10 protein-coding genes are annotated in these 14,696 nt (G+C 39.7%); 8 read left to right on the forward strand and 2 right to left on the reverse strand.

All coding sequences use genetic code 11. The annotated features are described in order from the left end of the window. The first annotated feature begins 15 nt into the window (after nt 1-15). Entirely contained in the window at nt 16-1,443 is a 1,428-nt protein-coding gene (locus tag ED605_RS10935) for a C69 family dipeptidase (RefSeq protein WP_121978918.1), read from the forward strand. Between the two features lie 37 nt (nt 1,444-1,480). Here the strand turns inward: ED605_RS10935 and ED605_RS10940 are convergent, their stop codons facing one another. Then, entirely contained in the window at nt 1,481-2,599 is a 1,119-nt protein-coding gene (locus tag ED605_RS10940; protein ID WP_121978919.1) for a MucBP domain-containing protein, read from the reverse strand. Nucleotides 2,600-2,767: 168 nt separating this feature from the next. Further along, entirely contained in the window at nt 2,768-5,002 is a 2,235-nt protein-coding gene (locus tag ED605_RS10945; RefSeq protein ID WP_121978920.1) for an ATP-dependent Clp protease ATP-binding subunit, read from the reverse strand. Nucleotides 5,003-5,451: 449 nt separating this feature from the next. Here ED605_RS10945 and ykzS point away from each other — a divergent pair, with 449 nt between their 5' ends. The 7 genes from ykzS to ED605_RS10980 all read left to right on the forward strand — a co-directional run bounded on the left by ykzS (nt 5,452) and on the right by ED605_RS10980 (nt 13,547). After that, on the forward strand, nt 5,452-5,667 hold the full coding sequence (gene ykzS / locus ED605_RS10950; protein WP_370824996.1) for a protein YkzS: 216 nt from the start codon (nt 5,452-5,454) through the stop codon (nt 5,665-5,667). A 171-nt stretch (nt 5,668-5,838) separates the two neighbouring features. After that, entirely contained in the window at nt 5,839-6,105 is a 267-nt protein-coding gene (locus ED605_RS10955) for a phosphocarrier protein HPr (protein WP_121978922.1), read from the forward strand. A gap of 4 nt (nt 6,106-6,109) precedes the next feature. Beyond that, nucleotides 6,110-7,831 carry a phosphoenolpyruvate--protein phosphotransferase gene (gene ptsP, locus ED605_RS10960; RefSeq protein WP_121978923.1) on the forward strand — a complete coding sequence of 574 codons (1,722 nt, stop codon included), beginning with the start codon at nt 6,110-6,112 and terminating at the stop codon, nt 7,829-7,831. A 248-nt stretch (nt 7,832-8,079) separates the two neighbouring features. After that, nucleotides 8,080-9,267 (forward strand): glycosyltransferase family 4 protein, encoded by a 1,188-nt coding sequence (locus ED605_RS10965; RefSeq protein WP_121978924.1) that lies wholly within the window; start codon nt 8,080-8,082, stop codon nt 9,265-9,267. Between the two features lie 20 nt (nt 9,268-9,287). Then, the gene (locus ED605_RS10970; protein ID WP_121978925.1) at nt 9,288-10,310 is read left to right on the forward strand and encodes a glycosyltransferase family 4 protein; all 1,023 of its coding nucleotides are present in this window, start codon (nt 9,288-9,290) and stop codon (nt 10,308-10,310) included. 2 nt (nt 10,311-10,312) lie between these two features. Then, nucleotides 10,313-11,353 carry a lysylphosphatidylglycerol synthase transmembrane domain-containing protein gene (locus ED605_RS10975; RefSeq protein ID WP_121978926.1) on the forward strand — a complete coding sequence of 347 codons (1,041 nt, stop codon included), beginning with the start codon at nt 10,313-10,315 and terminating at the stop codon, nt 11,351-11,353. A 130-nt stretch (nt 11,354-11,483) separates the two neighbouring features. After that, complete coding sequence (locus tag ED605_RS10980; RefSeq protein WP_121978927.1) at nt 11,484-13,547, forward strand: LTA synthase family protein; 2,064 nt, start codon at nt 11,484-11,486, stop codon at nt 13,545-13,547. Nucleotides 13,548-14,696: the final 1,149 nt, after the last annotated feature.

A 14,696-nucleotide genomic window follows, 5' to 3' on the forward strand; every position in this document is an offset into this window, starting at 1 on the left:
AGAAGAGATTTTTAAATGGTTTCAAAGCGCTTATCAGCTTGTACTTCAGTTTTAGTTGGAAAAAAAGCATCAATTGACGGATCGACGATGATCGCCAGAAATGATGATACCTTTTTACCATTAACACCGCAACGGTTTTATGTAGAACCGGCAGTTTCCAATCGTCATGAAACATGGAAGTCAAATCAGAACGGGTTCACGGCACCATTGCCTGAAAAGGGTTACCGTTACTCATTGACACCGAATGTTGAAGTCGATAAAGAGGGTGTCTATGCAGAAAGTGGTTTTAACGAGAAAAACGTTGCTATGAGTGCAACAGAAAGTGTTTATGGTAATGAACGGACACTGGCCTTTGATCCGTTGGTAGAAAATGGACTGGCTGAAGATTCCTTACAATCAATGGTATTACCATACATTAATTCTGCTCGTGAAGGCGTTAACTACCTTGGCAAGTTAATTAAAAAATACGGTTCTCCAGAAGGAAATGGGGTTCTGTTTAGTGATCATGATGAAGTTTGGTACATGGAGATTGTCACGGGCCATCACTGGGTTGCGCAACGAATTCCGGATGATGCTTACGCAATTACGGCTAATCAGGTTGCAATTCAGCAAGTTGATTTTGACGATCCGGATAATTTTATGTATTCGGATGGCATTCAAGAATTTGTCGAAAAGTATCATTTGAATCCCAGCCGAAGTGGCTTTAATTTCAGGAAAATTTTTGGCACCGATAACGAAAAAGATCGTCATTATAATACGCCACGGGTTTGGTTTGGTCAAAAGTATCTCAATCCGGAGATTGAACAGTCACCGATTTCTTCAGATTTGCCATTTATCTGTCACACAGATAAGAAAATTAGCGTTGAGGACGTCGAATATATCCTCAGTTCCCATTACAATGAAACCAGTTATGATCCTCTGAGTAGGGGAAATGAAGCCACAAAAACACTTTTTCGACCAATTTCAATGAACCGTACTCAAAATTCACATGTTTTACAAATTCGAAATGATGTTACCAATGATTGTTCGGCCATTATGTGGCTTAATTTCGGAGTTCCGGCATTTTCTCCCTATGTCCCGTTCTTTGGCAATGCCAACGATACGGATGAGAGTTATGAAACGACACCGATTCACTGTGATGATAAAAGTGCTTACTGGATGTATCGAAAACTCTCTGTGTTGGTAGAGTCGCATTATGCTGAATTTATTCAAGACGATGTTGATTTCCTAACAGATGTGAAGGAAAAGCTCCGTCGTCATGTTCAGGCAACGATTGACGAAGCGCGTGGGTTGGCTGGAGATGAATTGACAAATTATCTAACTGAGCAAAACCATCAGGTCGTTAAAATGATGCGAATTGCGACTGAGCAGAAAATTCATCAACTCTTCGAAAAGAGCCTGACGTTGTCAAAATTAACGTTTAATATGGATAAAAATCTGTAAACAAAAAAGCTGAGTGCACCTCAGCTTTTTTGTTTACTTAGCGATCAACGATCACATAGGCTTTGGGAATGATGCCATAGTTAGCCAATTCATACCAAATAAGACCCTGATCGTCGACAATGGTCGCTGAAATTGACACCCGGCTGCCGTGTGGGAGTGAGCCGATTTTATGCCCATATGGTTGATTGAAATACGCAATCTTTTTATTAGGGACAAAGTCGATTGTTCCGGATAACCTCACGGGATTACGAGAGGTTTTAGTGATCGTTTCAATTAAATGGTGGCTGGGCGGATCACTCGGCTCAAGATTAATATTTTTAATCCATTCGAAGCCGCCAATATTCAACCAGCTTGTTTGATCAGTTAAATCAACTCGGGCGAAAATTTTGATGATCACGTTTGCTGGTAAGCCGGTTCGTAGCGGTCGCCCTTGTGGATAATCAAAAACATTGTGAGATCTTTTTAATTTAACAAAGTACTCAACAGGTTGAACCGTTTCCCAGTGTTGTCGCCGATAAGCAAAAATGAGGCCGTGAGTCTGCTGATCAAAGTGGCCATAAACGTCACCGATACTATTAATGACGCGATAACCATTAATTGTCGGTGCCTCAATATGAAAGGCTTGCCCGATTTTGCCTGATAGTAGTTGAACCGACTTTAAAAGTTGACCTGTATCGGTATCCAAGCAGTAGATCATAACGGGTAAACCATCTTTTAATGCAAAGTGTAAAGTGACTTCCTGATTAGTTTTTTTGAATTGGTAAGTAAAATTTTCAATTGAAGTTAAGTAATAATCCGAAAAATCAGGAATTCTAAAGTGAAAAGTTTGTCCAAGATTGCCTCGAACAATATCTGCTTTTGCGATTGGCTGGTTTTGCTCATCCAAGTAGGAAAAAATGACTTGAGCTTGCTGGACATTGTCAGTGGTATCGGCAGGGGTCACAATTGTTGGTGGTTCGGTTGTCTCGGCTTGAGTACTGGATTCTGGCAATTTAGATTTGAGATCATCTGTTTGACTTGATTCTGGTTGATTTTTAAAGGAGCGGCGTTTTTTTTGATGATAATCGGAATGGCGATTGTGCCGCCGCTCCTGGTGAGGTCGAATCGTTGGTGAGATTATTTGCAATTGTTTTTTTATCCAACTAAAAAATGTCATCTTGACTGGCCCCCATCGAACATTCTAAAGAAAATTATATCATAATGATTACTTGGAAAAACAACTGATGGAATTTTTTAACGTTTTTTCAACTGGGAGACAAAAAAACTCGAAATAAACGAGATAATCGTTTACTCCGAGTTTTTTTAATTTAGATGATAATGTCGATTATTTTGCTTGATCAGAACTGACTGAGGAACTGGTTTGATTGCTATCGGTCGAAATTGTGATGTTACCATGACTATCAACATCGGCAACCAACCTTGCAGCCCCTTCGTGATCAAGGTAGAAATCAGCTACCTTATCTTCAATCTGCTCTTGAATGACACGTCGAAGTGGACGAGCACCCATTGCTGGATTGTAACCTAAGTCAACTAATTTTGCCTTGGCCTTATCAGTCACGTCAATGAATAGTCCTTGCTGAGCAAGCATCCCGTTTACCTCATCAATCATTAAGCCAACGATCTTCTGAAGGTTTTCTTTAGTTAATGGGTTAAACTCAACAATATCGTCGAACCGGTTTAAGAGCTCTGGTTTGAAGTAATCGGTGAGTTTATCGATAATGGAGTGAGTCTTGCCAGAAGCCGCTGCCCCAAAACCAACATTGGCTTCAGCATCACCTTGACCAGCGTTACTAGTCATGATGATAATTGTGTCCTTAAACGAAACGGTTCGGCCTTGACTGTCAGTTAAACGACCATCGTCAAGGATTTGCAGGAACATATGCAAAACGTCCGGATGAGCCTTCTCAACTTCATCCAACAGAATCAAACTGTAAGGATGACGACGAACCTGTTCCGTTAATTGACCAGCTTCTTCGTAGCCGACATAGCCAGGAGGTGATCCGATCAATTTAGCCACTGAATGTGGTTCCATGTACTCAGACATGTCAAACCGGATCATTGCATCTTTCGAGCCAAAGAGTTCATAAGCTAGTTGTTTAGCCAACTCGGTCTTACCAACTCCGGTAGGCCCAACGAAAAGAAACGACCCAATTGGACGCCCGGTTCCATTAAAACCGACTCGATTACGACGAATAGCACGTGCCACTTTTTCAACCGCTTCATTTTGACCAATGACGTGTTTTTCCAGATTAGGGCCCAAATTCTTGAGTTGACTTTGTTCCTTAGCTTGAAGTTCACCAACTGGAATTTCGGTCTTTTCTTCAACAATCTTTTCCATGTCTTCAGCGGTTACTTGTGGTGTCTCAGCACTGTCAAGACTATCTGATTTGGCATTCTTTTCAAGCTTGTTGACCTGGTCACGATAGTAAGCAGCCTTTTCATAGTCTTCACTCTTTAAAGCAGCTTGCTTTTGCTTTTCAGCATTTTGAATTTTTTCTTCAACTGTTCGTGGGTCAACTGCATTAATTGTAAGATTCTTTCGAGAACCGGCCTCATCAAGTAAGTCGATCGCTTTATCAGGCAAGAATCGATCTTGAATATAACGGTCCGAAAGCTTAACAGCTGCTTTAATAGCATCGTCCGTGTATTTAACGTGATGATAATCCTCGTAGCGTTTTTGAATGCCTTTTAGAATCTTGACGGATTCTTCTGGTGATGGTTCATCAACTGTGACAGGTTGAAGTCGCCGTGCAAGCGCCGAGTCTTTTTCAATATCACGATATTCTTTAAGAGTTGTCGCACCAATTAACTGGAATTCACCACGGGCCAAAGCAGGTTTAAGAACGTTACCCGCGTCCATGCCACCTTCGGCATTACCGGCCCCAACAATTTCATGGATTTCATCGATGAACAAAATGATGTCAGGGTTATCTTGAACTTCTTTAATTAGTTGCTGCATTCTTTGTTCAAATTGACCACGAATACCTGTCCCCTGAACAAGGGAAACAACATCGAGTCTAATAATTTGTTTGTTTTGAAGTTTGGCAGGCACGTTGCCAGAGACAATTTCTTCGGCAAGCCCCTCAACAACGGCTGTTTTACCAACCCCAGCCTCACCAATTAAAACTGGATTGTTCTTGGTTCGCCGGTTTAGGATTTCAATGACCCGTTGAATTTCATTATCACGGCCAATGACTGGATCAATTTTACCGTCCTTAGCCATTTGTGTCATGTTAATGCCGTATTGACCAAGTAGTGTATTGCCGCCTTGACGGTTTCCATTACCGCGGCCATTTCCCGGGCCTTGTGGTTGGGTTGGTGGAATTTGCTGCTGTGGATTTGGATTCATATTTCCGCCTTGCATTGCACGGAAAATATCATCCAACCCACCAAAACCGAATGGATCTTGAGCCATATCTTGAGCACCTCCTGTGTTACGTTGTTTGTTTGAGAGGAGTTGATAGCAATTTTGGCAAAGATTAATGGTTTGCTTTCGACCATTCACATTTGTGTAAAGATGAATGGTTGCTGGATTCTTATGGCAATTCTGACATAGCATTAATTGCTTTCCTCCTTAATTATTGAAAGTAAAAGGACAAAATTTAATAGCTTAAACACTGACCAACTTTGACCTTTGACTGTAATTATACAACAAGCTGAGTTTGAATCAAGTAATTGAACTCAGTGGTAGGGTCACTTATTGTTGTCAAACAATATTGGTCAAAAGCTTTTTACATTTAGGTTCGTCCAACTTACTCCTTGGAAAAAGTAATTGAGTAAGTCATCATTCGCGTGCTAACAATAGTTGAATTGATCTTTTGAATTCAATTTCGAAAAGTAGACGACGTATGAACCCAAGTTTCTTCAAGTAAGTCGACTTAATTTTTAAAAAGTGTGGTAAAAGAAAAGAAAAGTGTTAATTATGAGATTGAGAATTTTTTGTTTTGAGTTACAATATCAAGGTACCACTTGATATTGTAATAATTTTGGTAGACTGGGGATGTGTGTTTGGCAGATGAAAAAGCGGCTCCTAATTATGAGAAACAATTGGCTCAATTAGAAGCTGGTGAAATTGACAAGATTGTAATTCACCCTGAGGAATTTATGACCTTTCAGGCGGCTTATATGAATTTTGATAAGCGGAAGCGACTTATCGGGACTGCTGGACAGGGTGGTGTCGTGACTTATGTTTTTGAACGGGATGAACAGACTAAAAAATCTTAAGAAATCCTGTAAGCGGTTAAGGTAAAGCTTGTATTTTCGCTGATATATTGCTATTCTTAGATGAGTAAGGAATAATTTTAGAAAGTCAGACAGGTAATGATTGAATTTGCATTTAGACTGCGAATGGTTTGACTTATCTTCTTATAATATGACCAGAGGAGAATGATTGAAATGGAAAAACGTCAGTACAATATCACTGCAGAAACAGGGATTCATGCTCGCCCGGCGACTTTATTAGTTCAAACAGCAAGCAAATTCAACTCGGACATCACCCTCGAGTATCAAGAAAAATCCGTTAATTTAAAATCAATTATGGGTGTGATGTCATTAGGTGTTGGTCAAAGTGCATCTGTGACGATTACTGCAGATGGCGATGATGAAAAAGAAGCGCTTGATGCCATTACTGAAACTATGAAGACAGAAGGATTGACTGACTAAGTTCATGACAAAGTTTAAGGGGATCGCCGCAAGTGACGGAATTGCCATTGCATCTGCATTTCGGTTGACTGAACCTGATCTGAGTTTCAACAAAAAAACGATCACGAACACCGATGCGGAAATTGAGCGATTGAGACACTCAATTGACGTTTCAAAGCAAGAGCTTCGTGTCATCCAACAAAGAACCTTTAAAGACCTCGGTAGACATGAAGCTGAGGTCTTTAGAGCACATATTGCCATTTTATCGGACCCGGAATTGTTGAAACGAATCGAAACGATGATTAAAACGCAACATGTGAATGCAGAGTATGCATTGAAAGCTGTTTCAGACGGTTATATCCAAATTTTTAATTCAATGACTGATAATGATTATCTTAAGCAACGGTCGACGGACATTAAGGATGTGACGAAGCGGGTGTTGAGTCACTTATTAGGCGTTACATTAACTGATCCGGCGTTGATTGATCACCAAGTAATCGTAATTGCGCATGATTTAACACCTAGTGATACGGCACAGTTTGTCCCTAATTTCGTAAAGGGCATTGTTTCGGATATGGGTGGTCGGACATCTCATTCGGCGATTATGTCCAGAACAATGGAAATTCCGGCTGTCGTTGGTTTTCAAGGTTCTTTGTCCGAAATTAAGGATGGGGACGAAGTCATCGTTGACGGGTTAACCGGCAATGTGATTGTGAATCCGACGGCTGACGAAAGAAATGTTTATCTGAGAAAATTACATGATTACCAGCAGCAAAATGCTCATCTGACGTCGCTTAAAAATGTTGCGACTGCCTCGTCAGATGGTAAGCATCCAATTTTGGCTGCCAACATTGGCACGTTGGCCGACCTGCAGGCAGCTGTTGATAATGGTGCCGAGGGCATTGGCTTATTTCGAACTGAATTTATTTACATGGATGCCCAACAGCTTCCTTCAGAGCAGGCACAATTTAATATTTATAAAACAGTTGTTAAAAAGATGGGGTCTAAGCCAGTCATTTTTCGGACAGCCGATATTGGTGGTGATAAAGAATTGCCCTATTTACACACCCCCCATGAAGCAAATCCGTTTTTAGGGTACCGAGCCATTCGGATGAGTCTGGATCAGCCCGGCATTTTCCGAACACAACTCCGAGCGATGATTCGGGCATCTGCTTATGGAAACCTGTCAATTATGTTTCCAATGATTGCCACAATTACCGAATTTGAACATGCAAAACAAATTTATGAAGATGAACGAGCAAAGTTAATTGCAGCTGGCGTTTCGGTTGGCCGGATTCGACTGGGCATTATGGTCGAGGTTCCGGCAGCTGCGTTATTGGCTGATCAATTTGTCAATGTAGTTGATTTTATGAGTATTGGGACCAATGATTTAATCCAATATGTTATGGCTGCAGATCGTGGTAATCGACGAATTTCCTATCTATATCAGCCTTATAACCCTTCGGTGCTGAGGTTAATCAAGTCAGTGATCGATGCCTGCCATTCAAGTGGTAAGCCGGCTTATATGTGCGGCGAAATGGCTGGCGATCAAAGAGCCATTCCAATTTTGGTTGGGATGGGTCTGGATGAATTTTCAATGAGTGCGACATCAATTTTAAAATCCAGAGCATTGATTAAACAGTTGGATTCAAGAAAAATGGTGACATTGGCAAACAAAACTGTTAGTTTGGCAAGTACCAGCAATCAAGTTCTTAAGTATGTCCATCAGGCACTTGCAGAACCTTAAAGTCTTATAAATAACTTAAAAACAAGCTGTCAATGGCGATTGGGTGCCTTTTGACAGCTTGTTTTACTAATGTCATCGGTTTGCATTCATTTGTATAAACAAATATAATTACAATGATTGTCAAAGCCGTCAGTAGAACGGTTTCCCCCGACTAGCATGGTTAATCGGGGGTTAATAAAAGATGAAAAATAATCGCTAACATTTTGGAAAGTTAAATTTGCATTTTCCACGGAGAGGAGGGACTATTCATGAATGTCGGAATTTTTACGGATACCTATTTTCCACAAGTAAGTGGTGTTGCGACTTCCATCAAAACATTGCGAAATGAATTGGAACGTCAAGGTAATCAGGTTTATATTTTCACGACAACCGATCCCCATGTTGATAAGGATACATATGAACGAAACATTTTCCGATTTTCCAGTATTCCGTTTATTTCGTTTACGGATCGGCGAATTGCAGTGAGAGGTTTATTTCAAGCATACGAAATCGCCAAGGAACTTAATCTGGATATTGTTCATACGCAGACGGAATTTTCAATGGGGATGATTGGAAAGTTTGTGGCTAAGAATTTGAACATTCCTTGCATCCACACGTACCACACAATGTATGAGGATTACCTTCACTACGTTGCGAATGGCAAGCTGCTTAAACCGGTTCATGTTAAAGAGGGGACTTTGGCTTTTTGTTATCACTTAGCTGGGGTGATTGCGCCGTCTGATCGGGTTCTTGATAAGTTGACTGAGTATGGCGTTAAATGTCAGATGCGAATTATTCCAACCGGCGTCGATGTTGGGCTGTACACTGAAAAAATAACGACAGATATTCGGCAAAAATATCATCTTTCAAAACAAACACCGCTCATGCTGTCAGTCAGTCGGCTGGCTTATGAAAAGAATATCTCAGAGATGCTTGCCGCTTTACCGGCCATTATTAAACGGGTGCCGGAAGTGAAATTGATGATTGTTGGGGATGGTCCCGCTAAGGACGATCTGATGAACCAAGTTGATGAGCTTGGAATTGCTGATCACGTTATTTTTACTGGAGAAGTCGATAATGATCACGTTAATGCATTTTATCGAGCTGCCGATGTTTTTGCTTCAACTTCCAATTCTGAATCTCAGGGACTAACTTATATTGAGGCGATGGCAGCCGGATTACCTGTGGTTGTGACTTCAAGTGATTATACGGATGGTTTGTTAAGCAGTGTCACCCTTGGTCAAACGTTTAAAGAGCCAGAACAATTTGTGGATATTATTACTCAGTACCTCACTAGATCGATTGATGTTGGAACCAGTCAGGCTAAACGAGTTCTGGCCCAGAAATTAAAAGAAATTTCCGCTGAAACGTTTGCTAATCGGGTAATTGATTTTTACCGCAGTGTGACTGTTGAACAGCAGCTGCAAAAGGATCCAACTGCAACCAATATTGAATAATGATGCTTGAAGGAGATTGTATGCTTAAGATCAATATGTTTTCAACGGCGACTAAAGTTAAAGGCCAAGGCGTTGGGAGTGCTTATTCTGAACTGATTAATATGTTGAAAAGGTACTTTCCAGAAGAATTTGATATTAAAATTAACGACTATTCACAATCGGATATTAGCCATTATCATACAATTAATCCCACTTTTTTTGTGTCGACCTTTTTTAAAAAAAGAGGACGGAAAATTGGCTATGTCCATTTTTTACCGGAAACTTTGGAGGGTAGCTTAAAGATTCCCAAGTTGGTTAAGGGATTGGTTTATCGCTATGTGATTGCTTTTTATAAGCGAATGGACCATATTGTGGTTGTGAATCCATCGTTCATTCCAAAACTTGAAAAATACGGCATTGATCGTCAAACAATTACTTATATTCCAAACTTTGTGAATCGTGATGAGTTTCATCCTGCCAATCGTGATGTCAAACGATCTTTAAGAAAAAAGCGGGGTTATGATCCTGATCGGTTTACGGTTTTAGGAAGCGGCCAAATTCAAACACGGAAAGGAGTTTTGGATTTTGTCACATTGGCTAAGCAAAATCCGACGCTTCAATTTATTTGGACCGGTGGCTTTTCTTTTGGAAAGATGACGGAAGGATATGCTGAACTTGAAAGAATTGTGAAGGATCCGCCGAGCAATTTAAGCTTTCCTGGGATTATTGATCGAGCTAAGATGGTTGAGTACTACAATATGGCAGATTTATTCATTTTACCATCGTACAATGAGCTATTTCCAATGTCGGTCCTTGAAGCGTTTTCGACTCAAACACCGGTCATGCTGCGGGACTTGGATCTTTATAAATCAATTATTGATGGTGATTATTTGGCAGCTGCAAACGTTGAGGAGATGAATCAGAAACTGGCTCTATTAGTTCATCACCCAGATGAGCTGGCTAAACTCACCAGAAAAGCTGAGGAAGCCAGCGAACGTTATTCAGAAAGTCGACTAGCCAAGATTTGGCACGACTTTTATAATCAACAAGCAAGGAAAGGTTAAATATGTCACGGAAAAATAAATTTACCTTTATGCTGATGGTATTGATTGGAATTGGCATCATCTGGTATTCAATGAGAAATGTTAAGCTTAGTGTTTTGATCCATGATTTTTTTTCACTAAATCCCTTTTGGTTAATCATCGCATTTGCTTGTATTTGTGTGTATCTGCTGATTGAAGCCATTATCACAAAAGTATTGGTTTCAAACCGGGTTGCGGCATTTACTTTTAAGGATGCCCTAAGGGTGCCGCTGGTTGAGCAACTATTCAATGGGATTACGCCGTTTTCGTCAGGTGGACAGCCCGGTCAACTGGTTGTCATGTTACAAACAGGCGTTGACGGTGGGCGGGCAAGCTCTGTTTTGTTGATGAAGTTTGTGGTATATCAAGCCATGATCGTTGTCAATTTTTTTATTAGCCTGTTGATTGGGTTTCACTATGTGGCGACTAAAATGCATTACCTATCGTTGTTTGTCTTGTTTGGCTTCTTAATCCATTTTTTCGTTATTGTTGGGCTATTGATGATTATGTACTGGCCTTCTTTTACAAAAAGAATTACTCAAATATTGTTTCGTCCGGTAAAATGGTTTGTAAAGGATGAAAGATATGACCGGCTGCGGGTGACATTGCTCGAAAAAATTGACAATTTGTATGAGGAAAGCATTCGGATTGGCCGACAGCCTAAGCTAATGCTAAAGGTTGTCTTATTAACATTTTTTCAACTTGGCTTTTACTACCTAATCCCATATTTTATCATGTTAGCCCTTGGCTACGATAATGCGAACATTTTTATGGTGACAAGTTTGCATATCATGATTGTGATGATTATTTCATTATTCCCAATCCCCGGTGGTTCAGGTGGTGCCGAGTTCAGCTTTGAGTCATTATTTAAGAGTTACATTACCAGTAACAGTAAACTGGTTTTAGCGATGATTTTATGGCGGATTTTAACGTATTATTTTGGAATGGTAGTTGGCGCTGCTGCATTATTAATTAAACCAGACAAAGTGAATGATTCTCACAATAAAGTTAGTCCAAAAAAATAATCCGATGATTTCATTATTAACGCGGGTGGTTGTTATCCCTGAAAAAGGATTAAAAACTAGCACGTATAATAAACTTGCAGAATTGGGGCCAACTTAAAAAACGATTGTGGGAAAATTTGGAGGAACAAAAATGATGTCGACAAAGAAATCTCGTATTTTAAATTTCTTTAACACCAGATTGGGCTTCTTTCTTCTGGTTGTTATCCTGTTTTGTCTTAAAACATATATTATTTATCAAACTAAATTTACGCTTGGCGCCAAGGGTGGCATGCAGCAATTTCTTTTGGCAGTAAATCCCATTCCCGCAGCATTATTGACTTTGGGAATTGCACTGTATTTCAGTGGTCGGCTATCTTACTGGTTAATGCTGATCATTGATTTTCTTGAAAGTATTTGGATTTTTGCCAATATCGTTTACTATCGTGAATTTTCAGATTTCCTATCGATGGGGATTATTAAAGGCAGCGGTAACGTTCAAAATAATTTGGGCAAGAGTTTGATGGAAATCATTCATTTTACGGATTTCTTTGCTTTCTTGGATATCGTCGTGTTAATTCTACTACTGATTTTTAAAGTGATTCGCATTGATGCTAAACCGTTTAAGAAACGGTATGCAATCGCTATTTCCGGCTTATCTCTTATTTTAATGGTGGGAGAATATGGCTTGGCTAACACTGACCGATCAGGTTTGTTGACTCGAACGTTTGATAATAATTACATTGTTAAGTATTTGGGGTTAAACGAATATGCGGCTTTTAACGCTTACCAAACACATAAAGAATCGGCAACGCGTTCCCATGCTAAAGCCAGTGATATGGATTCAATTTTAAAATACTTAAAAAATAATCGGGCAGCAGCCAATCCTGAGTATTTTGGCAAAGAAAAGGGTAAGAATGTTTTTATTATCCACTTGGAGAGTTTTCAGCAATTCCTGATTAACTATAAAGTAGATGGTAAAGCAGTTACACCACATTTGAACGCTTTTTATAAGAATAAACACACCCTTAGTTTTGATAACTTTTATCATCAAGTTGCACAAGGAAAAACCTCAGATGCTGAAATGATGCTTGAAAATTCGCTATATGGATTGCCACAGGGATCGGCGATGGTCACTTACGGGGGCCAAAATACTTTCCAAGCTGCCCCAGCAATTCTTGACCAGCATGGCTATACGACGGCAGCGTTCCATGGGGATGTCCCGAGTTTTTGGAATCGGGATAGCACCTATAAATCTTGGGGATATCAGTATTTCTTCAGTTCCGAGTACTATAAAACAAAGCCGTCATATAACGTTGGCTATGGTATGAAGGATAAAATCTTTTTTAAAGATGCTGCCAATTATATTCAACAGCTGCCCCAGCCGTTCTATGCAAAATTAATTACATTGACTAACCATTATCCGTATCTTTTGGATAAGCAGAATAAGGATTTCCCGGCAACAACAACGGGTGATAAGACGGTGGATCCTTATGTTCAAACAGCGCATTATCTGGATCAGGCATTTGCGGAATTTTTGAATTATCTTAAGAAGACTGGTCTATACAAAAACAGTATGATCGTCCTCTATGGCGATCATTACGGTATTTCGAATAATCATCGACCGGCCATTGCTCAGTTGCTTCATAAAAAGAGTGTCAATAGCTATGATTTAGCCCAGTTCCAAAAAGTTCCGTTTATGATTCATGCACCAGGCTTAAAAGGCGGGATTCGCCACACATATGGCGGTGAAATTGACGTCTTGCCAACCCTACTTCATCTTTTAGGAATTAAAGATAATAATACGATTCAGTTTGGAACAGATTTATTATCTAAGCAGCATGATCAGCGGGTAGCATTTAGAGATGGTGATTTCGTCACACCAAAATATACCAAGGTTGGCAGCACCGTTTATTTAACTAAAACTGGTAAAGAAATCACGCCCAATGCAACTCAAAAGAAGGAAATAGCAGCCATTCAGAACCATGTCACGACAGAATTAACTCTTTCAGATCGGGTGATCTATGGGGATCTGCTTCGGTTCTACACACCCAAAGGCTTCCAAAAAGTTAATAAAAAAGCGTTTACGTATCAGCCAACCAAGGGATTGGAGAATTTAAAGAAAGCTAACCAGAAACACCCAACGAGTATTGAAGATAAGAATAATGGTAAATCGACCATGAACTTTTATAAAACTGATGCACCCGAGTTAAAGTAAATTGGTTTGAATAAAAAGCTGGTTAATTTTAGTAACTGAAAGGTTAGTGGTATTTTAGGAGAATCGGTTACGTATCTGAATTCAATCTTTTTTGGCCGGTATCTAAATTGGTAATTTGCATAAGGATTGATTAACGCCCTACAGAGTCCATTAGGTCTCATTGGGCGTTTTTGTTTTGCTAATTTTAATGCTGGAGTGGCATTTTCGTTGATTGTTGGCTCAGAGATGTGCCTAATGTGGCAATCGATCATTATTAATCCCCGCTGCCAAGTCAGCAGTATCTGTGGTATGGGTTTCCAAAATCAGTTGAAAGTCCCGGCCCATCGTGAGAGGGCTCGCTTTTAATGTCAGGCCTTCTTTACGGACAGTAGCAATTATATCCCCCTAAAGGCTGTCTTAGGGGATCAACACTACGGATTTATGATTGGCATTGGTGAAAGGATTGTTTCTACCAGTTGATAAGAGTTGATAAGTCTTAAATATTATCAGAAATTTTCAAAAGTTTAAGCTTAATCGATGTGTAGGTTATTGTTAAAAGCACTGACTTGCCAGAATGAAATTGATTTTTTGGTAAATATTTATTTTTTAATCATTTAATCATTTTGAGACGCGGTCAAATATAAAAACGAACTTCAGTATCGGATAATCCAGCTTTTTTAGACTATACCAGTTTTATATGCGAACTATTTTATGTTAAGAATAAAAATTGTTTGTGTTTTAATTGTTAAAATTGTTTTTAGAAAATAGTTTTTTAATTCAAAACAAAAAATGCCCGATTATTTTGAGATTATCGCTTGACGAATTGCGGTTTATCGGGTATATTTATTTATGCTGTTTCAGAGAGTGATCGGTTGCGATTGCCACTGCCGCTTCGGTAGTTAAAAAAGTAGTTGACACTGATTGAGCAGCATGGTAATATTAAATAGTTGTCGACAGCGAGTGATCGTTGCGGATAACACAGGTAGACCTTTGAAAACTGAACAAAATTTTCGACAAACAATTGTGTAGGGTGCTTCGATCTTAATCGGAGCCAATTAACAAATTGCGAAGTCAATTCGCTAGTAAATTAAGAACAACAATCAATGAGTCACAAATTACTCATTTTAAGATGAGAGTTTGATCCTGGCTCAGGACGAACGCTGGCGGCGT

This window comes from Lentilactobacillus raoultii (assembly GCF_900411375.1).
GTDB classification, from domain to species: domain Bacteria; phylum Bacillota; class Bacilli; order Lactobacillales; family Lactobacillaceae; genus Lentilactobacillus; species Lentilactobacillus raoultii.